The following is a 26,273-nucleotide window of genomic DNA, read 5'->3' as shown; positions in this document are numbered from 1 at the left end:
TGGGGCCGCCCGCGCCCTCGATGCGGCGGGCGGCCCCGCGACGGCCCCCTGACACCCCCCAGCCGAGGGGAGAGAGCGCTCTCCCCTCCGTCAAGCAGCAGGGCTCCCCCTGCCCGGAACGGAGATGGCCATCGTGCCGAACGAACCCGTGTTGGCGTTGCGCGGGATCTCCAAGCGATTCGGCGCTGTCCAAGCGCTGAGCGATATCCACCTGGAGGTCCATGCCGGTGAAGTTGTCGCCCTGGTGGGCGACAACGGCGCGGGCAAGTCCACCCTCGTCAAGACCATCGCCGGAGTCGGCCCAGCCGACGAGGGCGTCCTCGCCTGGCAGGGCAAGCCCGTCCAGATCAGCCGGCCGCACGACGCCCAGGACCTGGGCATCGCGACCGTCTACCAGGACCTCGCCCTCTGCGACAACATCGACGTCGTCGGCAACCTCTTCCTCGGCCGCGAGATCCTGCGCGGCGGAGTGCTGGACGAGGTCGAGATGGAGCGCCGCTCCCGTGAGCTGCTCCAGACCCTGTCGATCCGGATCCCCAGCGTTCGGATCCCGATCGCCTCGCTCTCCGGCGGCCAGCGGCAGACCGTCGCCATCGCCCGCTCGATGCTGGGCGAGCCCAAGCTGGTGATCCTGGACGAGCCGACCGCCGCCCTGGGCGTCGAGCAGACCGCCCAGGTCCTGGACCTGGTCGAGCGGCTGCGCGAACGCGGTCTCGCCGTGATCCTCATCAGCCACAACATGGCCGACGTCAAGGCCGTCGCGGACCGGGTCGCGGTGCTGCGCCTGGGCCGTAACAACGGCATCTTCGACGTCCGGTCCACCTCTCAGGAAGAGATCATTTCCGCCATCACCGGCGCCACGGACAACGCCGTGACCCGCCGCAAGGCGCGCACCGGGGAGGTCGCGAAGTGACCACCAACGTCCACAAGAGCAACGGCGGAAGCCACGCCAAGCGCGGCCCGGCCGACGCCAACCCGGTCGCGAAGGACGCGGTCACCGCGGTGGACCCGCGGCTGCTGGTGCGTCAGGAGGGCTTCAAGGGCTATCTGACCGAGTTTGTCCGCAAGATGCGCAGCGGTGATCTGGGCGCGGTCCCGGTCATCGTCGGCATCGCCATCATCTGGGCGGTCTTCCAGGCGAAGGACAGTGCCTTCCTCTCGCCCAAGAACCTCTCCGATCTCTCCATCCTGATCGGCGGCACCGGCATGATCTCGGTCGGGATCGTGTTCGTCCTGCTGCTGGGTGAGATCGATCTCTCCGTCGGCTCGATCAGCGGTCTGGCCGCGGCCACCCTGACGGTGCTCAATGTGAACCACGGGGTGCCCGAGGGGATAGCCGTGATCGCCGCCCTGGGCGCCGGTGCCGTCCTCGGTGCGATCCATGGTTTCTTTTTCGCCAAGATCGGCGTCCCGGCCTTTGTGGTCACCCTGGCCGGTCTGCTGGCCTGGAACGGACTGATGCTCCAGGTGCTGGGCACCACCGGCACCATCGGCATCGACGACGACAGCTTTGTCCGCACCCTCACCGATCACTACTTCAGCCAGCTGATCGCCGCGTACGGGGCGGCGACGGTCGCGGTGGCGGGCTTCTTCCTCGCCCAGTTCATCGACAGCAGGCGGCGCAAGGCGGCCGGTGTCCCCTCCCGGCCGCTAAGCGAGATCCTGGTGCGCACCGCGGTGCTCGCCGCGATCGTCTTCACCGCGGCGTGGCGGCTGAACGAGTACAAGGGACTGCCGCTCGGCCTGGTGATCTTCGTGCTGGTGCTGGTGCTGCTGGACTTCGTGGTCCGCCGCACCTCCTACGGACGCAAGGTGAACGCGCTCGGCGGCAGCGTCGAGGCGGCGCGCCGCGCGGGCATCAACGTCGAGGCCGTACGGATGTCGGTCTTCGCCCTCTCCGGGCTGATGGCCGCCTTCGGCGGGCTCATGATCGCCTCCCGGGTGGGCTCCGCCAGCCAGCAGGCCGGTACCGGCAACCTGCTGATGGAGGCCATCGCGGCCGCGGTCATCGGTGGCACCAGCCTCTTCGGCGGCCGGGGCTCGGTCTGGTCGGCGATGCTCGGCATGCTGGTCATCGGCTCGATTTCGTCCGGTATGAACCTTCTGGGGGTGGCCAACTCGGTGCAGTACATGATCACCGGTGGGGTGCTGCTGGCCGCCGTCGTGATCGACTCGGTGTCGCGCAGAACACAGCGCTCGGCCGGACGCGGCTGATCCGCCGCGCCCGCAGGACCTGGCCCGGCACCGCCCCGCGAGGCGGTGCCGGGCTCGTCCGTTCGCGTGACCGACATCGCATGGGCCGGGGTCTTCGGCACGGAGCGGAACACTAGACTCGTGCGGACGGCAAGGCTCGATGGAGACGCTCGAAGCAAGGAGGCACGGGTGCTGCTGACCGGCATCAGGGGACCGCGCGATCTGGACCGGCTCGCTCCGGAGGAGCTGAACCAGCTGGCCGCGGAGATCCGCACCTTTCTCGTCGACGCCGTCTCCAAGACCGGTGGCCACCTCGGCCCGAACCTCGGTGTGGTCGAGCTGACCATCGCCCTGCACCGGGTCTTCGACTCGCCCCGGGACAAGGTGCTGCTGGACACCGGCCACCAGTCCTACGTCCACAAGCTGCTCACCGGCCGCCAGGACTTCTCCAGGCTCAAGAGCAAGGGTGGGCTGTCCGGTTACCCCTCGCGCGCCGAGTCCGAGCACGACGTCATCGAGAACAGTCACGCCTCGACCGTCCTCGGCTGGGCCGAGGGCCTGGCCAAGGCCAATGAACTGCTCGGCAAGCAGGACCATGTGGTCGCCGTGATCGGTGACGGGGCGCTCACCGGCGGAATGGCCTGGGAGGCGCTGAACAACATCGCCGCCGCCAAGAACCGTCCGCTGGTCATCGTCGTCAACGACAACGAGCGCTCCTACGGCCCGACCATCGGCGGTCTTGCCAACCACCTCGCCACACTGCGCACCACCGACGGCTACGAGCGCTTCCTCGCCCGCGGCAAGGACCTGCTGGAGCGCACCCCGGTCGTCGGCAGGCCGCTGTACGAGACCCTGCACGGCGCCAAGAAGGGGCTGAAGGACTTCATCACCCCGCAGGGCATGTTCGAGGACCTGGGGCTGAAGTACGTCGGACCGATCGACGGCCATGACATCGAGGCGCTGGAGTCCGCGTTGCAGCGGGCCAAGCGGTTCGGCGGCCCGGTCATCGTGCACTGCCTCACCGAGAAGGGCCGCGGCTACCAGCCCGCCCTCCAGGACGAGGCGGACCGCTTCCACGCCGTCGGCAAGATCCACCCGGACACCGGGCTGCCGATCTCCGCGGGCGGCGCCGACTGGACCTCGGTCTTCGGTGAGGAGATGGTCAAGCTCGGTGAGGAGCGCGAGGACATCGTGGCCATCACCGCGGCCATGCTGCACCCGGTGGGGCTCACCGAGTTCGCCAAGCGGTTCCCGGAGCGGGTCTACGACGTCGGCATCGCCGAGCAGCACGCCGCCGTCTCGGCGGCTGGCCTGGCCACCGGCGGTGTGCACCCGGTCTTCGCGGTCTACGCCACCTTCCTCAACCGCGCCTTCGACCAGGTGCTGATGGATGTCGCCCTGCACAAGTGCGGGGTGACGTTCGTCCTCGACCGGGCCGGGATCACCGGGACCGACGGGGCCTCGCACAACGGCATGTGGGACATGTCGATCCTCCAGGTCGTCCCCGGGCTGCGGATCGCGGCCCCGCGCGACGCCGACCAGGTCCGCGCCCAGCTGCGCGAGGCGGTGGCGGTCGACGACGCGCCGACCGTGGTGCGCTACTCCAAGGGCGCGGTGGGCCCGGCGGTGGCCGCCGTCGGCCGGATCGGCGGGATGGACGTACTGCGCGAGCCCGCGCGGGCCGACCGCGAGCAGCCCGATGTGCTGCTGGTCTCGGTCGGTGCGCTCGCCCCGATGTGTCTGGAGGTCGCCGACCTTCTCGACAAACAGGGCATTTCCACCACTGTGGTGGACCCGCGCTGGGTCAAGCCGGTCGACGAGGAACTGCCCGCGCTCGCCGAGCGCCACCGCGTCGTGGTCACCGTCGAGGACAACAGCCGGGCCGGCGGTGTGGGTTCCGCCATCGCCCAGGCGCTGCGCGACTCCGGCGTCGATATGCCGGTGCGTGACTTCGGCATCCCGCCGCGCTTCCTGGACCACGCCTCCCGCAAGGAGGTCATGGCCGAGATCGGGCTGACCGCACCGGATATCGCCCGGCAGGTCACCGGTCTGGTCTCGCGGATCGGCAACCGCGACGACAACGAGGCCGCCGAGGCCGCCGGATCCACCGGAGCGGACCGGGACGCGCAGGTGACGCAGCCGACGTCCGCCGGTGAGCCGGTGCGCGACTAGGCCGGGCCCAGGCGCTCCGCGGGACGTGCCGCGAGGTGCGGTCGTTCGTCCGCGGCTGCGTCGTGGCCGACCGCGCCCACGCGGCGGAGCCGCACATCGACACAGCCCCGCGCCCCTTCGGGGCGCCGAACCGCACCGAGTCTCAGCGAGGCCGCCCAGGCCCTCGGACAGGGCCTGGGACCCGTCCGCCACTGCCTTTGCCCGCGACACCTCCCCGCCGGGCCGGTCGGAGCTTTCGTGCTCCGACCGGCCCAGCGCGTATCCCACGGGCCCGTCCCATCGGGTGAATCGGCGGGCGCCCGGAGTGTGCCCCACCCCGCTCCCCACCGGTTGGCTGAACCATGGGCCCGCACGGGGCACGGGCAGGCGTGGAGGTGGCACCGGTGAGCGAGCAGAAACCCGACCGCGGCTCCGGCGGCCGCGGTGCCGAGGCCAAGGCCAAGGCCCGGCCGGACTTTCTGCGGACCAAGTCCGTCGAGCAGTCCATCCAGGACACCGAGGAGCCCGAGCACGCGCTGACCCGGTCCCTCTCCGCCCTGGACCTCACCGTCTTCGGCGTCGGCGTCATCATCGGGACCGGCATCTTCGTCCTGACCGGAGCCGTCGCCAAGGAGCAGGCGGGCCCCGCGACCGCCCTCGCCTTCGTCGTCGCGGGCGTCGTCTGCGCGCTCGCGGCCCTGTGCTACGCGGAGTTCGCCTCGACCGTGCCGGTGGCCGGATCGGCGTACACCTTCTCGTACGCCTCGCTCGGCGAACTGCCCGCCTGGATCATCGGCTGGGACCTGGTGCTGGAGTTCGCGCTCGGCACCGCCGTGGTCGCGGTCGGCTGGGCCGGGTACATCCGCTCACTCATGGACAACGCCGGCTGGCACCTCCCGCTCGCCCTCTCCGGCCCCGACGCGGCCCACGGCTTCGCCTTCGACCTGCTCGCCTTTCTGCTGGTGCTCGTGCTCACCGCGATCCTGGTCCTGGGCATGAAACTGTCCGCCCGCGTCACCTCCGTGGTCGTGGCGATCAAGGTGACGGTGGTGCTGCTCGTCATCGTCGCGGGCTCCTTCTTCATCAAGGCGGAGAACTGGTCCCCCTTCGTCCCCGAGCCCGAGGGCACGGTGTCGGGCTCGGGCCTGACCGCGCCGCTGATCCAGCTGATGTTCGGCTACGAGCCGACGACCTACGGCGTCCAGGGCATCTTCGCCGCCGCCGCGGTGGTCTTCTTCGCCTTCATCGGCTTCGACATCGTGGCGACCGCGGCCGAGGAGACCCGCGTTCCGCAGCGGGACATGCCGCGCGGCATCCTCGGCTCGCTCTTCATCTGCACCGTGCTCTACGTCGCCGTGTCCGTGGTGGTCACCGGGATGCAGAAGTACACCCGGCTGTCGGTCGACGCCCCGCTCGCCGACGCGTTCAAGGAGACCGGGCACCCCTTCTACGCGGGCCTGATCAGCTTCGGCGCGGCCGTCGGCCTCACCACGGTGTGCATGATCCTGCTGCTCGGCCAGACCCGGGTGTTCTTCGCGATGAGCCGCGACGGGCTGCTGCCGAGGGTGTTCTCCAAGGTGCACCCGGAGTTCGCCACGCCCTACCGCTCCACGATCCTGCTGGGCGTGATCATCGCCATCGTCTCGGGCTTCACCAGCATCTCCGAACTGGCGTCGCTGGTGAACATCGGCACCCTCTTCGCCTTTGTCGTGGTCGCCCTCGGCGTGATCATCCTGCGCCGCACCCGCCCCGATCTGCACCGCGCCTTCCGCACCCCCTGGGTGCCGGTGCTGCCGGCCGTCTCGGTGGCGGCCTCGCTGTGGCTGATGCTCAATCTGCCCGCCGAGACCTGGCTGCGGTTCGGGGTGTGGATGGTCATCGGCTTCTTCGTCTACTTCTTCTACGGACGCGGCCACAGCCGGATGAACCCCCAGGCCCGCCGCTGACCCCTCACCTCCCGGGCCGGACCGCCCGCGGGCCGACGACCTCCGCGCCCAACTCCCGCACCCGGGCGCGCAGGCCCCGGTCGGCGGTCACCACCAGGCACCGGCGGCCCGGCTCCCGCTCCGCGACGACCTCCACGATCCGGTCGTCGCCGCTGCCCGGCGCGGTGTCCACCCGGACCCCCGCCACCGGCTCCACCCCGCGGGCCGCGCCCTCGACCACCAGGACGATGTCCAGCGGCGGGCGGGTCGCCCACGCGGGGCCGCCCGCGCCCTGGGCAAGCCCGTCGAGCGCGAGGGCGGCCAGCCGGTCGCGCAGCCGCTCGGCGGCGCCGCGGCGGTCGCGCCACCAGCCGTCGGGTACCGAACCGACCACATTGGCCGCGTCCACGACCACCAGACCGGCGGCCGGAGCGGGACCGGCGTCAGAACCGTTCATAGACCAGGCAAAATACTATGGACGGGGTAGGGGACACGGCCATGGGCCGGGGAAGGTTGGCGGCGGGCCATGGCGTTGCGGTTGCTCCGCGGCAAGGAAGGCAGGCTCACGGCCTACGCACCGGTGGCGGGAGGTGTCGCCCGCTGGACCGAGGACCGCCCGGGAGGGCCGTCGTGGACGGGCCCCTGGCCGATAGCGGCCCCCGAGGTCAGCGCGGTGACGGTCGCTCAGGGTGCCGATGGCTATGCGCATCTGGTGGGGCTGCGGCGCAAGCCCGGACCCAAGGGCGAGCCCCCACGGGTCGATGTTGTCCACGCCACCCAGTATCAGACGGGCCGTCCGCTGACCGCGTGGCACGCGCTCGGCACCCCGCACCCCAAGGACCGCGGCAAGGCGGCGCGCACCGGCGCCCCCGCCGTGGCCGTGGACTCCTCGGGCTCGGTGCACGTCTTCGTGCGCAACGCCGGGCGCGGAGTGAGCTGCCGCCGCCAGGACGCCAAGGGCAAATGGGGCGGCTGGACCGATCTGAAGGGCAAGGACGTGCTCGACGGGCTGTCGGCCGCCGCGACCGCCGACGGCCGGGTCGAGCTGCTCGCCCCGGCCGGTGCGGACGCGGCGCTGCGCTGGTACCAGCCGGAGCCCGGCGGCACCCTGCGGCGCGGCGAGGACATACCCGCGCGCGTCCAGGCGTGGTCCGCCTCCGCGGTGGAGAGCAGCCGGGACACGGTCACCCACTACTGGCGGGACGCGGACGGCGGCGGGCTGTTCTCCTGGCGCCCGGACACCGATGCCCTCGCCTCGCTGGGTGGCGAGGGAGGCGCGGGGCCGGTCGCCGTGCTCCGTGCGCCGGTGGACGGCCACGACTGCACCGTGCTGGCCCAGCGCGACACCGAGAGCGGCCGGGTGTCCGTCGCCGCCCATCCGACGGAGGACGAGGGGGCGGGCATGTGGTGGACGCCCTCGGGCGAACAGGGCGCCCACGACCCGGCGCTGGCCCTCGACGGGCTGGGCCGGGTGGTGCTGGCCGCCGTCTCCCTGGACGGCGCGCTGCTGGTGGCCCGTCAGAGGACCGATGAACGCGGACTGGCCCTCCGGGCCTGGACCCGCGTCGGCGGCCGCTGAGCGGGCCGCTGGAGGTCCGTCAGGCGCCCCGAACGCCGACGGGCGCCGGACGGAACGGACCGTCAGGGGTCCATCCGTCCGGCGCCCGTGGATCAGGGCCGGGGAAGCCGGGCCGCCAGGCCGCCGGGACTAGGCCGCCGGGACGCTGGCCACGCCCGGAGCCAGGAACCGCTTCCCGTTCACCCGCTCCGAGACGTCCTCACGGTCCAGGTACGGCGTGATGCCGCCCAGGTGGAAGGGCCAGCCCGCACCGGTGATCAGGCACAGGTCGATGTCCTGCGCCTCGGCGACGACGCCCTCCTCCAGCATCAGGCCGATCTCCTGCGCGACGGCGTCCAGCACCCGGGCGCGCACCTGCTCCTCGGTCAGCACGGTGTCGCCCTGCCGCATCAGCGCGAGCACCTCCGGGTCCAGCTCCGGCTTCCCGGAGTCATGGACGTAGAAGCCGCGCTTGCCCGCCTCGACCACGCGCTTGAGGTTCTCCGAGACCGTGAAGCGCTCCGGGAACGCGCCGTGCAGCGTCTCGGAGACATGCAGACCGATGGCGGGGCCGACCAGCTCCAGCAGCACCAGCGGGGACATCGGCAGCCCGAGCGGCTCGATGGCCCGCTCCGCCACGTCGACCGGGGTGCCCTCGTCGATGACGTTCTGGATCTCGCCCATGAAGCGGGTCAGGATCCGGTTGACGACGAACGCCGGGGCGTCCTTGGTCAGGACGGCGGTCTTCTTCAGCTTCTTGGCCACGGCGAAGGCGGTGGCCAGCGACGCGTCGTCGGTCTGCTCCCCGCGGACGATCTCCAGCAGCGGCAGTACGGCGACCGGGTTGAAGAAGTGGAAGCCCACGACCCGCTCGGGGTGCTTGAGCTGGGACGCCATTTCGGAGACCGACAGCGAGGAGGTGTTGGTGGCGAGGATGGCGTGCTCCGGCACGACCGCCTCGACCTCGGCGAACACCGTCTGCTTGACGCCCATCTCCTCGAAGACGGCCTCGATGACGAAGTCGGCGTCCCCGAACGCGGCGGCCTTGTCCAGGGAGCCGGTGACCAGAGCCTTGAGCCGGTTGCCCTTGTCCTGGTTGATCCGGCCCTTGAGCAGCAGCTTGTCGATCTCGCCGTGGACATAGCCCACGCCCTTGTCCACCCGCTCCTGGTCGATGTCGGTCAGCACGACCGGCACCTCCAGACGGCGGGCGAACAGCAGCGCCAGCTGCGAGGCCATCAGACCGGCGCCCACGACGCCCACCTTGGTGACCGGGCGGGCCAGCGACTTGTCCGGTGCGCCGGCCGGACGCTTGCCGCGCTTCTGCACCAGGTTGAAGGCGTAGATACCGCTGCGCAGCTCACCGCCCATGATCAGGTCGGCCAGCGCCTTGTCCTCGGCGTCGAATCCGCGGGCCAGATCGCCGTTGCGGGAGGCGTCGATGATGTCCAGCGCGCGGTACGCGGCCGGGGCCGCGCCGTGCACCTTGCTGTCGGCGATGGCGCGGCCGCGGACGACGGCCTCGTGCCAGGCGTCGCCGCGGTCGACCTCGGGCCGGGAGATCTCGATCTCCCCCTTGAGGACGGCCGCGGTCCAGATCAGCGACTGCTCCAGGAAGTCCGCGCCCTCGAAGATCGCGTCCGCGATGCCGAGTTCGTAGACCTGCTGCCCCTTGAGCTGCTTGTTCTGGTTGAGCGAGTTCTCGATGATCACCGAGACCGCGCGGTCGGCACCGATCAGGTTCGGCAGCAGCGCGCAGCCGCCCCAGCCGGGGACCAGGCCGAGGAAGACCTCGGGCAGCGAGAAGGCGGGCAGCGCGGCCGAGACCGTGCGGTAGGTGCAGTGCAGCCCGACCTCGACACCGCCGCCCATCGCCGCGCCGTTGTAGTACGCGAAGGTGGGCACGGCCAGCGAGGACAGCCGCTTGAAGACCGCGTGCCCGCCCTTGCCGATGGCGAGCGCGTCCTCGTGGCTCTTGAGCAGCTCCACGCCCTTGAGGTCGGCGCCGACGGCGAAGATGAACGGCTTGCCGGTGAGGCCCACACCGACGATCGAGCCGTCCGCGGCCTCCTTCTCGACCTGGTCGAGCGCCGTGTTGAGGTGGGCGAGCGAGGCCGGGCCGAAGGTGGTCGGCTTGGTGTGGTCCAGGCCGTTGTCCAGGGTGATGAGCGCGAAGCGGCCCGCGTTCCGGGGGAGGTCGAAGTGGCGGACGTGCGCCTGGGTCACGACCTCGTCCGGGAACAGCTCGGCGGCTCCCTTGAGAAGCTCTGCGGTGGTGGTCACTTGTTCCCCTCGAAGTGCGGGTTCTCCCAGATCACGGTGGCGCCCATGCCAAAGCCGACGCACATGGTGGTGATGCCGTAGCGGACCTCGGGCTGCTCCTCGAACTGGCGGGACAGCTGGGTCATCAGACGGACACCGGAGGAGGCGAGCGGGTGGCCGTAGGCGATGGCGCCGCCGTACTGGTTGACGCGCGGGTCGTCGTCGGCGATGCCGTAGTGGTCCAGGAAGGACAGCACCTGCACGGCGAACGCCTCGTTGATCTCGAACAGACCGATGTCGTCGATGGTCAGCCCCGCCTTGGCGAGAGCCTTCTTGGTCGACGGCACCGGGCCGTAGCCCATCACCTCGGGCTCGACACCCGCGAAGGCGTAGGAGACCAGCCGCATCCGCACCGGGAGCGCCAGCTCACGGGCGACGTCCTCGGCGGCCAGCAGCGAGGCGGTGGCGCCGTCGTTGAGACCGGCGGAGTTGCCCGCGGTGACCCGGCCGTGCGGACGGAACGGGGTCTTCAGCCCGGCCAGGTTCTCCAGTGTGGTGCCCGGGCGCATCGGCTCGTCGGAGGTGGCCAGGCCCCAGCCGGTCTCGCCGCCTTCGGGGCTGGTGCGGCGCACCGAGATCGGCACCAGGTCCTGCTGGATCTTGCCGTTGGCGTACGCCTTGGCGGCCTTCTCCTGGCTGCGCACCGCGTACTCGTCGGCGCGCTGCTTGGTCAGATGCGGCAGCCGGTCGTGGAGGTTCTCCGCGGTCATGCCCATGAACAGGGCCGACTCGTCGACCAGCTTCTCCGAGACGAAGCGGGGGTTGGGGTCGACCGCCTCGCCCATCGGGTGGCGGCCCATGTGCTCGACACCGCCCGCGATCACCGCGTCGTAGGCGCCGAAGGCGATGGAACCCGCGGTGGCGGTCACGGCGGTCATCGCACCGGCACACATCCGGTCGATGGAGTAGCCGGGGACGGACTGGGGCAGCCCGGCGAGGATGCCCGCGGTGCGGCCGAGGGTCAGGCCCTGGTCGCCGATCTGCGTCGTCGCGGCGACGGCCACCTCGTCGATGCGCTCCGGCGGCAGGTCCGGGTTGCGGCGCAGCAGCTCCCGGATGCACTTGACGACCATGTCGTCGGCGCGGGTCTCGTGGTAGATGCCCTTCGGGCCCGCCTTGCCGAATGGGGTGCGGACGCCGTCGACGAAGACGACGTCCCTAGCGGTACGAGGCACGTTGGCTCTCCTCCAGGTGCGGGATGGCACTGCTGCGGGCACGCCGGTGACGGCGTGTCTCCACACCCTCATGCTACTTATGAGTAACCACGGTGCCCAGTCCCCGCCGCCGGAGCGTCGAAGGTCACAGACCCGACCGGCCGCACACCCCCGCCGGTCCCCGTGCCCCACCTCAGGCCGGGGCCGCCTCCAGCGCCCCGGTGAGCACCTCGGCCACCTGGTCGATCTGCCAGGCGCGTGCGCCATGGCCGGCCAGAACGGTGGCAACGGCCTCCGTGGTGGACTCCGCCGGAGGCTCCCAGCACAGCCGCCGCACGGTGTCCGGGGCGATCAGGTTCTCCTGGGGCAGATTCAGCCGCTCGGCCAGCGCGGTCACCGCGGCGCGGGCCGCGGAGAGCCGCGCGGCCGCGGCCGGGTCCTTGTCGGCCCATGCCCGGGGCGGCGGAGGACCGGCCACCGGCTGGCCCGGCTGGGGGAGTTCCGTCTCCGGCAGGGCCCGCGCCCGGTCGACCGCGGCCTGCCACTGCTCGAGCTGGCGGCGGCTCATCCGGTGGCCGAAACCGTTCAGCGCCGACAGTGCCCGCACGCTGGTCGGCACCGCGAGCGCGGCCTCGACGATCGCCGCGTCCCCCAGCACCTTGCCCGGGGACACATCGCGGCGCTGGGCGATCTGGTCCCGCGCCGTCCACAGCTCGCGCACCACGGCCATCTGTCGACGCCGGCGGACCTTGTGCATCCCCGACGTACGCCGCCAGGGGTCCTTGCGCGGCGGGGCGGGCGGGGCCGCGGCGATCGCCGCGAACTCCTGGTGCGCCCAGTCCAGCTTCCCCTGGCGGGTCAACTCCTCCTCCAGCGCGTCGCGCAGGTCCACCAGCAGCTCCACATCGAGCGCGGCGTAGTGCAGCCAGGGCTCGGGCAGCGGGCGGGTGGACCAGTCGACGGCGGAGTGGCCCTTCTCCAGGGCGTAGCCGAGGATGTTCTCGACCATGGCGCCGAGCCCCACCCGGGCGAACCCGGCCAGCCGGCCCGCGAGTTCGGTGTCGAAGAGCCGGGCCGGGACCATGCCTATGTCACGCAGACACGGCAGATCCTGGGTCGCGGCATGCAGCACCCACTCGGCGTCGGCGATCGCGGCCCCCAGCCCCGAGAGGTCGGGGCAGCCGACGGGGTCGATCAGTGCGGTCCCCGCTCCGGCCCGGCGCAGCTGGACCAGATAGGCCCGCTGTCCGTAGCGGTAGCCGGAGGCACGCTCGGCGTCGACGGCCACCGGTCCGTGGCCCGCGGCGAAGGCCGCCACGATCTCGGCGAGGCCGTCCGCGTCCGCGGTGACGGGCGGGATGCCCTCGCGCGGCTCCAGCAAGGGGACCGGCGCCGGGGGGAGGTCGTCCGGAGGAGCGCCCCCGGTGGTTCGCAGTGTCGTCTCTGCTGCGGTCTCTTGGGCGTCGGTCACCTGTCAAGGGTAGCTGTGCACGCCGGGTACGCAGGGCGCCCGTCGACGGAACGTTCCGTCGACGGGCGCGGGAGCGGGTGGGGCGGCGCGGTGGCCGGGCGGGGGAGTGGCTCAGTGAATGATTCCGGTACGCAGTGCGACCGCGACCATTCCGGCCCGGTCGCCGGTGCCCAGCTTGCGGGCGATCCGGGCGAGGTGGCTCTTCACGGTCAGGGCGGACAGGCCCATCGAGACGCCGATGGCCTTGTTGGACTGGCCCTCCGCAACCAGCCGCAGCACCTCGACCTCGCGCCCCGACAGCTCCCGGTAGCCCCCGGGGTGGCCGGGCGCGCCCGGCGGGCGGCGGTGCATCCGGGCGGCGGCGCCGAGCGGGGCGGCGCCCGGACGGCCCGGGATGCCCAGGTTGGTGCGGGTGCCGGTGACGACATAGCCCTTGACCCCTCCGGCCAGGGCGTTGCGCACGGCGCCGATGTCGTCGGCGGCGGACAGGGCGAGGCCGTTCGGCCAGCCCGCGGCCCGGGTCTCGGACAGCAGTGTGAGGCCGGAGCCGTCGGGGAGGTGGACATCGGCGACGCAGATGTCCCGCGGGTTGCCGATACGGGGACGGGCCTCCGCGATGGACGACGCCTCGATGACGTCGCGCACCCCTAGGGCCCACAGATGACGGGTGACGGTGGAACGGACGCGGGGGTCGGCGACGACGACCATGGCCGTCGGCTTGTTCGGGCGGTAGGCGACCAGGCTGGACGGTTGCTCGAGGAGAACAGACACCAGGCCTCCTGGGGAAGTGGTGGGACGGGTCACCACGTCCTTCGGCACCGATACGGCCCGGCTTTAGAGAATGATCACGATTTGGTGAGTAACAATTCGGGCAATTAGGACGGCTTTTCGATCACGGGTGTTCTTTTTCGGAGGCTCGGCCCTGCCCGGCCACGGTGAGGTGCCCCGCCGAGCGCTGACGCCCGGCGAGTGAGCCGAAGGGACGTGCGGCGCCCCGGAGGTGAACCGGGCCCGGAACGTCAGCGCGGCTGCGGGCCGCGGCGCTGGGGCAGCGAGACGACGCCCGCCTCGGCCGCCCCCGCCGGGGGCAGCCCCGCGATCTGGCACAGCAGATCGCACCAGGCGGCCAGATGCGCCCCGGTGTCCGGCACGCCCGGCACCCCCGGCTCGCCCGCGTCCCCGCCCGCCCGCTCCTCCGGCCGACGCCCGGGGCGGGCCGGTTCGGGGGCCGGATGTTCCGAGGGGGTCCACGAGGCGCGGATCTCGATCCGGGTCGAGGGCTCCCGCTCGCTCATCGCGCCGAAGTAGTGCGAGCCGGCCCGGGTCACCGTGCCGCTGGGCTCGCCGTAGGTCAGCCCGCGCGCCTCCAGCGCGCCGGTCAGCCAGGACCAGCACACCTCGGGCAGCAGCGGATCGGCCGCGATCTCCGGCTCCAGATCCGCATGGACCAGCGTGACCAGGCGGAAGGTCCCCTGCCAGGCGTCGTGCCCGGCCGGGTCGTGCAGCAGGATCAGCCGCCCCTCGGCCAGCTCCTCGTCCTCGTCCGCGCCGTCCGCGGTGACCACGGCCTCCAGTGCGTACGAGAAGGGGGCGAGCCGACGCGGTGGTGGGGTCGGGTCGATCTCCACCTCGGGCCGCACCCGCACACCGCGCAGCCCGGCGACCGCACGCCGGAAGGCGGGCGGGGTGCCCTCCCCGCCCGCGTCCGTGCCGTCAGCGCCGTCAGCGCCGTCAGCACCGTCAGAGAGCTGTCCTTGAACCGCTGCCATGCCCGGAAGACTAGGCGCATCGAGGGCCGCAACCGGGGAGGAACACCCGGGTTGGCGGGTCACTCGTTCGGCCCGTGCGAAGATTTGGGACATGAGCGCCACAGAGCGGCCCTCGGGCCAGCAGCAGACCGGTCGCGACGCGGCCCGTGCCACCGCCGATTCGGCATTTCTGCGGGCCTGCCGGAGGGAGCCGGTACCGCACACGCCGGTGTGGTTCATGCGGCAGGCCGGGCGCTCGCTCCCGGAGTACCGCAAGGTCCGCGAGGGCACCGCGATGCTGGAGTCCTGTATGCGGCCCGACCTGGTCACCGAGATCACCCTCCAGCCGGTGCGCCGGCACCAGGTGGACGCGGCGATCTACTTCAGCGACATCGTCGTACCGCTCAAGGCCATCGGTCTCGATCTCGACATCAAGCCCGGCGTCGGCCCGGTCGTGGAGCAGCCCATCCGCACCCGCGCCGATCTGGAGCGGCTGCGTCCGCTCGAGCCCGACGATGTGAAGTACGTCACTGAGGCCGTCGGGATGCTCGTCGGCGAGCTCGGCGCCACCCCGCTCATCGGTTTCGCGGGCGCGCCCTTCACGCTCGCCAGCTATCTCGTGGAGGGCGGCCCCTCGCGCAACCACGAGCACACCAAGGCCCTGATGTACGGCGACCCCGAGCTGTGGGCCGATCTGCTGGACCGGCTCGCCGACATCACCGCCGCCTTCCTGAAGGTCCAGATCGAGGCGGGCGCCTCGGCGGTCCAGCTCTTCGACTCCTGGGTCGGCGCCCTGGCCCCGGCCGACTACCGCCGCAGTGTGATGCCCGCGTCCGTGAAGGTCTTCGACGCCGTCGCCGGATACGGCGTACCGCGCATCCACTTCGGTGTCGGCACCGGTGAGCTGCTCGGGCTGCTGGGCGAGGCCGGGGCGGATGTCGTCGGCGTCGACTGGCGGGTGCCGCTGGACGAGGCCGCCCGCCGGGTGGGCCCCGGCAAGGCGCTCCAGGGCAATCTCGACCCCGCGGTGCTCTTCGCCCCGCGCGAGGCGGTGGAGACCAAGGCGGCCGAGGTACTGGACGCGGCGCAGGGCCTGGAGGGGCATGTCTTCAACCTCGGCCACGGGGTGCTGCCCACCACCGACCCGGACGCCCTGACCCGGCTCGTGGAGTACGTCCACACCCGCACCGCGCGCTCGGTCTGACGGTCCGACGGCCGGAACCACGGCCGGGGTGCCGCGCGTCGTTGTGATCATGAATGACTTGGACGCCGCCGCCGTCGAGGAACTCGCGGACACCTGGGACGGGATCCGCGAGGACTACGACACCGTCGAGAACGACGACTACGACCGGGCGGCGCTGGACTGCGCCGCCCGGCTCGCGGCCGATCCGGGCGGTCCCTCGGCGTACGTCTGGACCCTGGGCCTGGTGATGATGGCGCCCTATGTCGGCTATCTGCCGGGCAAGGGGGTGGCCACCGCCGTGACGGACGCCCTCGCCGCCACCGACGGCGCCCTGCGGGACCGGCCCTGCGAGCACGCCTCGCATCCGTATCAGACGCACTACGACGACAACGACGAGGAACTCGCCGAGGAACTGCGGCTGATAGCCGACGAGACCGCGGACGAGGAGCCGTCGGCGCCCCGCGAGGAGTGGCGCTGTCCGCGCAACGTGGCCGGTTTCGCCCGTATCGCTCTGGACATCGTGGACGCCGGTTCGGCCGAGGACATCCCGCCACGGCTGCCGATGGAGGCCCGGAACGCGATCGAGACCCTGTCGGCGCTTCTGCACGGCTATCCCAAGCCGTGGACCGACATCAACGACGAGGTGGAGTCGGCGGGACGGGGTCTCCGCCTCGCCGACGATCCGCTGGACAAGGCCGGGCATGTCATGGTCGTCCGGGCGGTGACCTGGTACGCCGTCTCCGGGATGATCCGCGCCAAGTCGGTCCTCGACGACCTGGTCGAGGTACTGGAGGAGACACTGCCCGAGTTCGACCGCGCCGAGTGCGGACACGAGACGCATCCGAAGCTGCCCGACAGCGGGCCGGACGCCGCGGAACTGGGCATCGTCCTGAGCAGCCCCGGCGGGCGGCGGGTCTTCGAGTACCAGTGGGGGAACAAGGGGGCGCTGGAGGCCATGCTGTGCCCGGCCTTCATCGCCGGGCTCGCGGCGGAGTCCCTGAAGCTGCTGCGCGAGCGCCGCGAGGAGTTGTTCGGACGCCCCGACACCTCCCGGCTGGACGCCGAATACCTCCGCCCGGACGGACGGCTGGAGATCGACAAGCTCGTGGAGCGGATCGACAACAAGCCCTGGAACGAGCGGTACTCCCTGGACCTGGGGCTGTGGGCGGCCCGCCGGTACACCGAGGTCACCGACGAGCGCGAGCGGACCGTGCTGCTGCTGACCCTCGGTCAGACGATGCAGACCGCCTACCCGGACCCGCCGGTCTCGGTGCTCCGCGAGATCGTGCCGGTACTGCGGAGTGCCGTCGCCGCCCGGCCCGCGGAGGACTGTGCGCACCCGGCCCATCCGCCGCTGCGGCGGGGCGGGTGGCTCGGCGGACTGCCGCATCTGTACGCCCCCGGGGAGCATCCGGCGCCCGGGGACGCGCTGAGTCCCGACGCCTGGACCTGCCCGTGGCTCCTGGCCGGGTACGCGGAGGACCGGCTGAGCTCCCTGGAGGGGCTGCTGGACGGGGACGGCTAGGACTCCGCCGCCCGTACCGCCGCCACCGCCTTGCGCGCCGCCACCTGCACCGGGTCCCACACCGGTGAGAACGGCGGCGCGTAGCCCAGGTCCAGCGCGGCCACCTGGTCCACCGTCATCCCCGCGGTCAGCGCGACCGCCGCGATGTCCACGCGTTTGCCCGCGCCCTCCCGGCCCACGATCTGCGCGCCGAGCAGCCGCCCCGTACGGCGCTCGGCGAGCATCTTCACGGTCATCGGGCGGGTGCCGGGGTAGTAGCCGGCCCGGCTGGTCGACTCGGCCGTGACGGTCACGAACCGCAGCCCCACGGCCGCCGCCTCCGCCTCCAGCAGCCCGGTGCGGGCGATCTCCAGGTCGCAGACCTTGCTGACCGCCGTGCCCACCACACCGGGGAAGGTGGCGTAACCGCCGCCCACATTGGTGCCGATGACCTGGCCCTGCTTATTGGCGTGGGTGCCCAGGGGGATGTGCCGGGTGCGGCCGGAGACCTGGTGGAGCACCTCGACGCAGTCGCCGCCCGCCCAGATGTGCTCATGGCCGCGGACCCGCATCGCCAGATCGGTCAGCAGTCCGCCGGACTCGCCCAGCGGCAGCCCCGCCTCGCGGGCGAGCACCGTCTCGGGGACCACCCCGAGGCCCAGCACCACCAGTTCGGCCGGGTATTCGCTGACCTTCGTGGCCACACCCCGCACCCGGCCGTCTTCCCCGGTCATCACCTCGGTGACCTCCGCTCCGGTGACGGCGTCGATGCCCATTCCGGTCATCGCCTCGCGCACCAGCCGCCCCATGTCGGGGTCGAGCGTGGCCATCGGCTGCTCACCCCGCTCCAGGACGGTGACCCGGCAGCCGCGCCGGATCAGGGCCTCGGCCATCTCCACCCCGATGTAGCCCGCGCCGACCACGACCGCCCGCTCGACCCGGGTGCCCTCCAGGGTGTCCAGCAGGGCCCGGCCGTCGTCCAGGGTCTGCACCCCGTGCACCCCGGGCGCGTCGATCCCTGGCATGGAGGGGCGGCGCGGCCGGGCGCCGGTGGCGATCACCAGATCGTCGTAGCCGTACCAGCGTTCGCCGTCGCCGCGCGGATCGAGATCCCGGACCAGGACCCGCTGTCCGGCCGGATCGATCTCGATGGCCTCGGTGCGCAGCCGGACGTCGATACCGCGCCCCCGGTGGGTATCGGGCGTCCGGGCGACGAGGGCGCCGGGGCCGTCCACCTCGCCGCCGACCCAGTAGGGGATGCCGCAGGCCGAGTACGAGGTGAAGTGGCCGCGCTCGAAGGCGAGGATCTCCAGATCGCCCCGGCTGCTGAGTCTGCGTGCCTGGGACGCGGCGGACATCCCCGCCGCGTCGCCCCCGATGATCACCATCCGCCGCGCCGCCATGGCCCGTGCCCCTCCGCCGCCGTGTGTCCCTCTGCCGGGACCACGCTACGTGCGTGCCGGGCCCTCGCGGACGAGGCCGTAGAGCACGGCACTGGCGAGCATCAGCGCTCCGTCGATGGCGACGGCCTGCGTCCAGCTTCCGTAATGGTCGAAGAGGGTGCCGCTGAGGGCCGGGCTGATCACCGCGCCGATCTCTCCGACCAGGTTGAACAGGCCGAAGGCGGCGCCCCGTTCGGCGGCGTCGACCACATCGTTGAGCAGCGCGTGCGCCATCGGCTGGAGGGCGTTGAAGAACAAGGAGGTGATGAAGAGCAGGACCGACATCACCCACAAGGAGGGCTTGCTGTGGGTGTGCAGATACCCGGCGAAGACCAGCACCAGCGTTCCCTGGACCACGGTGAAGGCGATCAGCAGCGGCCGCCGCCCCCACCCCCGGGCCTTCACCCGGTCCGACAGCCAGCCTCCGGCGGGGAAGCCGAGGATGCCCGCGCCCGCGTTGAAGGTGGCCACCAGCGCGGCGTTCTGGAACGAGCTGTGGGCGGCGTCGGCCACGATCGACACCGACCAGAAGCTGAAGAACCACAGGTTCCACATCACCGCGATGAAGGCGAAGCTGAGCAGCAGCACCTCGCGGTTGCGGGAGACGGCGCCCATCCGCCCGCCGCGCCGGGCGAAGACCGCCCCGATGAGGAGGAACGCGAGCACACACTCCAGGGCCGCCACACCCCAGCTCGGCAGCCCCGCCCCGTCGGCGATCAGATAGACCGCCATGACGGCGACGCACAGCACCGCCGAGGTCCCCAGCAGCCGCAGGGCGGAGCCGGTGGCCTTGAGCGGGCCGCCGATCCGGCGCATATAGACCGCGGTGGCCCAGCCGAACGCGAGCGTCGCCCCGCCCAGGACCAGGAACGGCATCCGCCAGGCGTCCTCATGACCGAACACCTCCGCGCCCCAGTCGATCAGATGGGGTGCGGAGATGGTTGCCACCGTGAGCCCGATGGACAGTCCGGTGATGGCGACGCCCATGCCGAGTCCGGCCTTGGCGGGCGGGGTGCGCTGGGCGATCAGCGACCGGTCGTTGGAGTAGAAGACGCCCTCGCCGAGCCCGGTCAGCACCCGCAGCACCACGAACGCGATCAGCCCGGTGACCATCCCGCTGGCAAGCGTGGTCAGCCCCGCCCACACCAGCGAGATCGCCAGCATGGTGCGATGGCCGAACCGGTCCCCGAGATAGCCGCCGGGGAACTGCGTGAGCATGTAGCCCGCGAAGAACAGACTGCCGATCAGACCGCCGAGGGCGTGCGGATTCTCGGCGGAGCCCAGCATGCCGTGGTCGTTGTCGATCAGCCAGGTGACGACCGGGCCGGTGATGGTGCGGTCGGCGTAGGAGAACAGCCAGCCGCCGAGCAGCATCGCCCAGAGTGTGTGGTACGGCTGCCAGCGCCCGGCCCGGGGTGGCAGGGTCTCGGTCTCGGTGGTCGCGTCGGGCATGTCCCATGTCCCCCTTCGAGCCCGGGAGTCCGGGCGTGAAGTGTGGTGAGTGGTGGGTGGGGTGGCCCACAGAATCCGGCCCGGAACAGGGGGCGGCAAGGGCACTTTCCATCAGCCGGAAAGGTCCGCCGGCATCCCGTCGCCCCAGGCGGCGGCGAGGGTGCGGGAGATCCCCTGCGCGGCCACCCGCACCGCCGGAACCAGCGCCGGAGCCCGTCCTTCCGCGACCGGTACGACCACCGAGAGCGAGGCCACCACCTCGCCGCCCGGTCCGCGCACCGGGGCCGCCACCGACAGCCCGTCCACGGTGATCTGACGGTCGCTGACGGCCACCCCGGTGCGCCGCACCTCGGCGAGGGCGGCTCGCAGCCGGGCGGGGTCCTGGATGGTGAACTCGGTGAAGCGGCGCATCGGCCGGGCGCACACCCGCTCCAGCAGCCGCGCCGGACCGTAGGCGAGCAGCACCAGACCGACACCCGTGGCGTGCAGCGGCAGCCGCCCGCCGACGCGGGTGCGCACCCGCACCGCGGACCGTCCCGAGATCAGCTCCACGTACACCACGTCCAGCCCGTCGCGCACGGCGAGCTGGACGTTCTCATGGGTGGCCTCGTACAGGTCCTCCATGAACGGCAGCCCCGCCTCGCGCACCCCGACCCCGCGCGGTGAGAGCGTCGCCACCTCCCACAGCCGCAGTCCGATGTGGTACGCGCCGGTCGTGTCCCGCTCCAGGGCGCCCCACCGGGTCAACGAGGCGACCAGCCGGTGCGCGGTGGCCAGCGGCAGTCCGGCGCGGCGGGCCAGGGCGGTGAGCGAGAGCGAGCGGTGGGTCGCGTCGAACGCGTCCAGGACGGCCAGCACCCGGCCCGCGACCGAACGGCCTTCGGACGGGCCACCGCCCTCGAGGGCGTCGACGGCCGGGGGACTCGGCGCCGTCATGACAGCGGGAGGCCGACGTAGTTCTCGGCCAGCTCGGCGGAGGCGGTGGCGGACGTGGCGATCCGGTCCAGCTGCGCGACCTGGAGGCGGTCCTCGAAGGGGCTCTGGTCCGGGCGCGGGTGGAGCGTGTCCGTCATGAAGAACGAGAAGCGCTCGGCCTGCCACACCCGGCGCAGACAGGTCTCGGAGTAGCCGTCCAGCAGTTCGGTGGAGCCCGTGCGGTGGTGCTGGACGAGGGCGCGGGCCAGGGTGAGGACGTCGGAGACGGCCAGGTTGAGCCCCTTGGCGCCGGTGGGCGGCACGATATGCGCCGCGTCGCCCGCCAGGAAGAGGCTGCCGTGGCGCATCGGCTCCTGGACGAAGCTGCGCATCGGGGTGACCGACACGGCGGAGATCGGGCCGCGCTCCAGCGGCCGGGCCCCGTCCGCGCCCAGACGGACGCTCAGCTCGTCCCAGATCCGCTCATGGGACCACTCGGCGGGGTCCGTGCCGTTGTCCACCTGGAGGTAGAGCCGGGAGACGTGCGGCGAGCGCATGCTGTGCAGGGCGAAGCCGCGCTGGTGCCGTGCGTAGATCAACTCCTCGCAGGACGGCGGCACATCGGCCAGCACCCCCAGCCAGGAGTACGGATAGGTCCGCTCGAAGGTGCGCACCCGCTCGGCCGGGACCGCACGCCGGGCGATGCCGTGGAAGCCGTCGCAGCCCGCCACGACCTGGCAGACCAGGGTCCGTTCGCGGCCCTCGTGGCGGAAGCGGATCTCGGGTGCGGCGGAGTCCGGCTTCTCCACGGCCAGCGCCTCCGCACCGAAGAGCAGCGGCGGTCCGGCCTCGCCGTTCTCGCCGAGCTGGAGCGCGATCAGATCCTTGACCAGCTCGGTCTGGGCGTAGACGGCCACCGACCGGCCGCCGGTGGCGGTGGGGAAGTCGATGCGGTGCCGGCGGCCCTCGAAACGCAGCTCGATGCCGTGGTGGATCAGCCCCTCGCGGTCCAGCCGCGCGCCCGCGCCGCATGCGCGCAGCGCGTCCACCGTGCCCTGCTCCAGGATCCCGGCCCGCTGGCGCTGCTCGGCATAGGCCCGGTCCCGGCTCTCCAGCACCACACAGTCGATCCCCGCCCGGTGCAGCAGCCGGGCGAGCAGCAGACCGGAGGGGCCCGCGCCGATGATGCCGACGGTCGTGCGCATCGCTTACGTCCCTTCGTCCGGGCCGCGATGTGCTGCGAGACGGCTCCGGCTCTTGTTCGCCCAGTGAAACTTTGTTCATAATTGGCTTATGGTGAGTCTCAGCCCGGTACCCCCGCCTGTCAATGGCCCCGTCGGCCCGCTCGAGCGCGGCCTCGCCGTGCTGTGCGAGCTGACCGGGCTGGCCGCGCATGAGGGCCGTGCCACGGTCCGGCCCGGCGATCTCGTCCGCGGTACGGGGCTCGCCCGGTCCGTCGTCGACCGGGTGGTGGCCACCCTCGAGCAGCTGGGGTACGTCAGGCTCGACGGGCGCGACATCGGCCTCGCGGCCCGGCTGATGGAGCTGGGCAACGCCTATCTCGCGGCCTGCGGACTGCCCGACGCGCTGCGGCCGTTCGCCGAACGGCTCGCGGACCGGCTGGACGAATCGGTCTCGGTGGCCGTGCCCGACGGTGACGGAGTGCGCTTTGTCGTCCAGGCCACCCGCCGCCGCACCATGTCCCTCGCCTTCCGGATCGGCGAACTGCTCCCCGCCGAGCGCTGCGCCCCGGGCGCGCTCTTCGCCGCGGGCTGGGACGGACCGGCCTGGGCCGCCTGGCGCACCCGCCGCGCCGGTGATCCGCTGAACACCGCCTTCCCGGCCGTCCCGCCCCGCCGGTCGCCCGCCGCGGACGGCGACTTCGAGGCCCGCGCCGAGGCCGCCGCCCGCGACGGCTGGTCCATCGACGACCAGCTGATCGAACCGGGCCTGGTGGCGGTGTCGGTGCCGGTCCGGGACGCGGCGGGCCGTACCGTCTGCGCGGTCAACGTGGTCAGCCACACCAGCCGCCATGACGCCGCGTCGCTGCGCGCTGCCGTCCTGGACCCGCTGCGGGCCGAACTCCCCGCGATGGAGGCGGCGTTGGCCGCACCGCGAGGGAGGGGCGGGGTGGCGCGGTCCGGCCCGCTGGGCGCCCCGGGGGAGGATCCCGCGCGGGCGGTCAAACGGGAGCTGGGGGCCGGGTTCCTCCAGTCCCTCGCCCGGGGGCTCGCCGTCCTGCTGTCCCTGGGCGCGGCCGACGCCGCCACCGGCGGGCTCGCCCTCACCGCCGTCGCCGAGGCCACCGGGCTGCCGCGGGCCACCGCCCGCCGTTCGCTGCTGACCCTCGTCGAGCTGGGCTACGCCGCGGCCGACGACCAGGGCTTCCGGCCGCTGCCCAAGGTGTTGGAGCTCGGTTACGCGCCCCTGGCCGACCTCACCTTCACCGACCTCGCCGCGCCACATCTGCGCGAACTGGTCCGCACCGTCCAGGAGTCGGCGTCCCTGGCCGTGCTCGACGGCGGCGACATCCGGTACATCGCCCGGGTGCCCACCGTGCGCATCATGAGTGTCAACATCACCATCGGCACCCGCTTCCCCGCCTATGCCACCTCCATGGGGCGGGTACTGCTCGCGGGGCTTGACGAGCGGGCCCGCGCCGCGTATCTCGCGGGGGCGGCTCCCGAGCCGCTGACCCGGCACACCGTGACCGCCGTGCCCGAGCTGGCCCGTCTGCTGGAGCGGACGGCGGCCGACGGACACGCGCTCGTGGACGAGGAGTTGGAGGAGGGGCTGCGGTCGCTCGCCGTGCCCGTACGGGCCGCGGACGGGCGGGTGGCGGCCGCGCTCAACGTGGCGACCCACGCGGGCCGCGGCACCGTGGAGAGCACCCGCCGTGAACTCCTCCCGGCGCTGCGCGCCGCCGCCGCCCGGATCGAAGCCGACCTGGCCGTCGCCGCCGCCTACCGCCCGCTCGGGACGGGCCATCCGGAGCCACCCGCGCCCCGCGGCCCGGGACCGGGGTCTGAGACAGTGGGGGCATGAGCGCAGCGAGCACCCCTGGGGCGGGGCGTACCGGTCATGTGGTCGTCATCGGCGGTGGAATCTCCGGTCTGGCGGCGGCCCACCGGCTGCTGGAGGCCGGGGCGCGGGTGACCGTCCTGGAGGCGTCGGAGCGGCTCGGCGGCAAGCTGCGCGCGGGGGAGGTCGAGGGCGTCCCCGTGGACCTCGGCGCCGAGGCGATGCTCGCCCGGCGGCCGGAGGCGGTGGAGCTGGCGCGCGCGGTCGGCCTCGGTGAACGGCTCCAGCCCCCGGCGACCGCGAACGCCTCCCTGTGGACGCGAGGCGAGCTGCGCCCGCTGCCCAAGGGGCATCTGATGGGCGTGCCCGGTGATCTCGCTCCGCTGGCCGCCTCCGGGGTGGTCTCGGACGACGGGCTCGCGCGGATCGCCCGGGAGCAGACCCTGCCGGCCACGGAGGTCGGCGAGGACGTGGCGCTCGGCGAGTTCATCGCCGCGCGGCTCGGCCGGGAGGTCGTCGACCGGCTCGTCGAGCCGCTGCTCGGCGGGGTGTACGCGGGCGATGTCTACCGCACCTCGATGCGGGCCTCGGTGCCCACCCTCTTCGAACTGGCCCGCTCCGACCGCCCGCTGACCGAGGGCGTACGGGAGCTCGTCGAGCGGGCGGCGCGGCGCCAGGGCGGCCCGGTCTTCATGGGCATCGACGGCGGCATCGGACGGCTGCCGCTCGCGGTGGCCGACGCGGTGCGCGCGGCGGGAGGCGAGATCCGCACCCACACCCCCGTACGGGAGCTGCGGCGGACCGCCGACGGCTGGACCGTCGCCACCGACAGCGGCGCGCTCACCGCCGACGCGGTGGTGCTGGCCGCCCCCGCGCCCGCCGCCGCGCGGCTGCTCGCCGCCGACTCCCCGGCCGCCTCCGCCGAGCTGGCCACCGTCGACTACGCCTCCATGGCGCTGGTCACCATGGCCTTCCGCCGGGCGGACGTGGACGCGCTCGCCCGGGGCAGCGGCTTCCTGGTGCCACCCGTCGACGGCCACACGATCAAGGCGGCCACCTTCTCCAGCCGCAAATGGGGCTGGCTGTGGGACACGGACCCCGAGCTGTTCCTCTTGCGTACCTCGATCGGGCGGTTTGAGGACGACGACGACCTGAAGCGCGACGACGCCGATCTGGTAGGGCTGTCGCTCGCGGATCTCGGCGAGGCGGTCGGCCTGGCCGCCCGGCCCGTCGCGGCCCGGGTCGACCGCTGGGACGGCGGACTGCCCCAGTACCCCGTGGGCCATCTGGACCGGGTCGCCCGGATCCGCGCGGAGGTCGCCAAGCTGCCCGGGCTGGGTGTGTGCGGCGCGGTCTACGACGGCGTCGGCATCCCCGCCTGCATCGCGAGCGCCCGCCGGGCGGCCGATGAGCTGCTCGATCACATCGGGGCCACCCTGGGGCCGGGCGGCGGAGGCCGAGAGCGAGAATGGGGAGCATGACTGCTGTTCCTGAGAAGACTCCCCACGCCGGCAAGAAGGCCAAGGACCTCAACGAGGTCATCCGCTACACCCTGTGGTCGGTGTTCCGGCTGCGCGATGTACTGCCGGAGGACCGCACCGGCTACGCCGACGAGGTCGAGGAGCTCTTCGCCCAGCTCGCCGCCAAGGACGTCACCGTGCGCGGCACCTACGACGTCTCCGGGCTGCGGGCCGACGCGGACATCATGATCTGGTGGCACTCGGAGACCTCCGACGCCCTCCAGGAGGCGTACAACCTCTTCCGCCGCACCCGACTGGGGCGGGCGCTGGAGCCGGTGTGGTCGAACATGGCGCTGCACCGCCCGGCGGAGTTCAACAAGTCGCACATCCCCGCCTTCCTCGCGGACGAGCGGGCGCGTGACTACGTCAGCGTCTACCCCTTCGTGCGCTCCTACGAGTGGTATCTGCTGCCCGACGAGGAGCGCCGCGCGATGCTCGCCGACCACGGCAAGATGGCGCGCGGCTACCCGGACGTGCGCGCCAACACTGTCGCCTCCTTCTCGCTCGGCGACTACGAGTGGATCCTCGCCTTCGAGGCGGACGAGCTGCACCGGATCGTCGACCTCATGCGCCATCTGCGCGGTTCCGAGGCGCGCCGCCATGTGCGCGAGGAGGTGCCGTTCTTCACCGGACGGCGCAAGGAGGTCTCCGAGCTGGTCGCCGGGCTCGCCTGACGGCGACGCCGACACCGCGCCCGGCATCCGAGGGGTGCCG

Annotated in this window: 20 protein-coding genes; 10 read left to right on the top strand and 10 right to left on the bottom strand. The window is 72.5% G+C overall.

Annotated features, from left to right (window positions below; genetic code table 11):
- The first annotated feature begins 124 nt into the window (after positions 1–124).
- The 4 genes from JK363_RS25725 to JK363_RS25710 all read left to right on the top strand — a co-directional run bounded on the left by JK363_RS25725 (position 125) and on the right by JK363_RS25710 (position 6,290).
- Complete coding sequence (locus JK363_RS25725) at positions 125–913, top strand: ATP-binding cassette domain-containing protein (RefSeq protein ID WP_201877647.1); 789 nt, start codon at positions 125–127, stop codon at positions 911–913.
- Entirely contained in the window at positions 910–2,214 is a 1,305-nt protein-coding gene (locus tag JK363_RS25720; protein WP_201877646.1) for a sugar ABC transporter permease, read from the top strand. Before JK363_RS25725 ends, JK363_RS25720 begins: the two co-directional genes overlap by 4 nt.
- Before the next feature lie 168 nt (positions 2,215–2,382).
- The gene (gene dxs / locus JK363_RS25715; RefSeq protein WP_201877645.1) at positions 2,383–4,365 is read left to right on the top strand and encodes a 1-deoxy-D-xylulose-5-phosphate synthase; all 1,983 of its coding nucleotides are present in this window, start codon (positions 2,383–2,385) and stop codon (positions 4,363–4,365) included.
- 458 nt (positions 4,366–4,823) lie between these two features.
- Positions 4,824–6,290, top strand: coding sequence for an amino acid permease (locus tag JK363_RS25710; protein WP_236076106.1), 1,467 nt, complete (start codon positions 4,824–4,826; stop codon positions 6,288–6,290).
- A gap of 4 nt (positions 6,291–6,294) precedes the next feature.
- On the opposite strand, the gene JK363_RS25705 is transcribed toward JK363_RS25710, so the two are convergent.
- Complete coding sequence (locus tag JK363_RS25705) at positions 6,295–6,726, bottom strand: PIN domain-containing protein (protein WP_201877641.1); 432 nt, start codon at positions 6,724–6,726, stop codon at positions 6,295–6,297.
- A gap of 69 nt (positions 6,727–6,795) precedes the next feature.
- Here JK363_RS25705 and JK363_RS25700 point away from each other — a divergent pair, with 69 nt between their 5' ends.
- A complete protein-coding gene (locus JK363_RS25700; RefSeq protein WP_201877639.1) occupies positions 6,796–7,848 on the top strand; it encodes a PLL family lectin in 1,053 nt (350 codons plus the stop codon).
- A gap of 129 nt (positions 7,849–7,977) precedes the next feature.
- Here the strand turns inward: JK363_RS25700 and JK363_RS25695 are convergent, their stop codons facing one another.
- The 5 genes from JK363_RS25695 to JK363_RS25675 all read right to left on the bottom strand — a co-directional run bounded on the left by JK363_RS25695 (position 7,978) and on the right by JK363_RS25675 (position 14,543).
- Complete coding sequence (locus tag JK363_RS25695; protein ID WP_201877637.1) at positions 7,978–10,110, bottom strand: 3-hydroxyacyl-CoA dehydrogenase NAD-binding domain-containing protein; 2,133 nt, start codon at positions 10,108–10,110, stop codon at positions 7,978–7,980.
- Positions 10,107–11,324: a thiolase family protein gene (locus tag JK363_RS25690; protein WP_201877635.1), complete on the bottom strand. Its 1,218-nt coding sequence runs from the start codon at positions 11,322–11,324 to the stop codon at positions 10,107–10,109. The genes JK363_RS25695 and JK363_RS25690 overlap by 4 nt, the downstream gene beginning before the upstream one ends.
- Positions 11,325–11,496: 172 nt before the next feature.
- Positions 11,497–12,774: a ribonuclease D gene (locus JK363_RS25685; protein ID WP_201877633.1), complete on the bottom strand. Its 1,278-nt coding sequence runs from the start codon at positions 12,772–12,774 to the stop codon at positions 11,497–11,499.
- A gap of 111 nt (positions 12,775–12,885) precedes the next feature.
- Entirely contained in the window at positions 12,886–13,545 is a 660-nt protein-coding gene (locus JK363_RS25680) for a response regulator transcription factor (RefSeq protein ID WP_014175686.1), read from the bottom strand.
- 248 nt (positions 13,546–13,793) lie between these two features.
- On the bottom strand, positions 13,794–14,543 hold the full coding sequence (locus tag JK363_RS25675; protein ID WP_201877631.1) for a DUF3000 domain-containing protein: 750 nt from the start codon (positions 14,541–14,543) through the stop codon (positions 13,794–13,796).
- A 91-nt stretch (positions 14,544–14,634) separates the two neighbouring features.
- Here JK363_RS25675 and hemE point away from each other — a divergent pair, with 91 nt between their 5' ends.
- Positions 14,635–15,726: a uroporphyrinogen decarboxylase gene (hemE, locus tag JK363_RS25670; RefSeq protein ID WP_201877629.1), complete on the top strand. Its 1,092-nt coding sequence runs from the start codon at positions 14,635–14,637 to the stop codon at positions 15,724–15,726.
- A 49-nt stretch (positions 15,727–15,775) separates the two neighbouring features.
- Entirely contained in the window at positions 15,776–17,230 is a 1,455-nt protein-coding gene (locus tag JK363_RS25665) for a hypothetical protein (RefSeq protein ID WP_201877627.1), read from the top strand.
- Here JK363_RS25665 and JK363_RS25660 read toward each other — a convergent pair.
- The 4 genes from JK363_RS25660 to JK363_RS25645 form a co-directional block, all read right to left on the bottom strand.
- The gene (locus JK363_RS25660) at positions 17,227–18,612 is read right to left on the bottom strand and encodes an FAD-dependent oxidoreductase (protein WP_201877625.1); all 1,386 of its coding nucleotides are present in this window, start codon (positions 18,610–18,612) and stop codon (positions 17,227–17,229) included. The genes JK363_RS25665 and JK363_RS25660 overlap by 4 nt on opposite strands.
- Positions 18,613–18,657: 45 nt before the next feature.
- Positions 18,658–20,103 (bottom strand): MFS transporter, encoded by a 1,446-nt coding sequence (locus JK363_RS25655; RefSeq protein WP_201877622.1) that lies wholly within the window; start codon positions 20,101–20,103, stop codon positions 18,658–18,660.
- A gap of 111 nt (positions 20,104–20,214) precedes the next feature.
- The gene (locus tag JK363_RS25650; RefSeq protein ID WP_215911273.1) at positions 20,215–21,039 is read right to left on the bottom strand and encodes an IclR family transcriptional regulator; all 825 of its coding nucleotides are present in this window, start codon (positions 21,037–21,039) and stop codon (positions 20,215–20,217) included.
- Positions 21,036–22,223, bottom strand: coding sequence for a 4-hydroxybenzoate 3-monooxygenase (locus tag JK363_RS25645; RefSeq protein ID WP_201877620.1), 1,188 nt, complete (start codon positions 22,221–22,223; stop codon positions 21,036–21,038). Before JK363_RS25645 ends, JK363_RS25650 begins: the two co-directional genes overlap by 4 nt.
- 88 nt (positions 22,224–22,311) lie before the next feature.
- Between JK363_RS25645 and JK363_RS25640 the strand changes: the two genes are divergently transcribed.
- Genes JK363_RS25640 through hemQ form a run of 3 tightly spaced genes read left to right on the top strand, consistent with a single transcriptional unit; the run spans position 22,312 to position 26,233 of the window.
- Positions 22,312–24,063, top strand: a complete 1,752-nt coding sequence (locus JK363_RS25640; RefSeq protein WP_201877619.1) for an IclR family transcriptional regulator domain-containing protein — start codon at positions 22,312–22,314, stop codon at positions 24,061–24,063.
- On the top strand, positions 24,060–25,520 hold the full coding sequence (gene hemG, locus JK363_RS25635; RefSeq protein ID WP_201877613.1) for a protoporphyrinogen oxidase: 1,461 nt from the start codon (positions 24,060–24,062) through the stop codon (positions 25,518–25,520). Before JK363_RS25640 ends, hemG begins: the two co-directional genes overlap by 4 nt.
- Positions 25,517–26,233, top strand: a complete 717-nt coding sequence (gene hemQ / locus JK363_RS25630) for a hydrogen peroxide-dependent heme synthase (protein WP_201877612.1) — start codon at positions 25,517–25,519, stop codon at positions 26,231–26,233. Before hemG ends, hemQ begins: the two co-directional genes overlap by 4 nt.
- Positions 26,234–26,273: the final 40 nt, after the last annotated feature.

Source organism: Streptomyces coffeae, assembly GCF_016741875.1.
GTDB classification, from domain to species: domain Bacteria; phylum Actinomycetota; class Actinomycetes; order Streptomycetales; family Streptomycetaceae; genus Streptomyces; species Streptomyces coffeae.
This window is presented reverse-complemented; position numbering and strand designations above follow the sequence as displayed.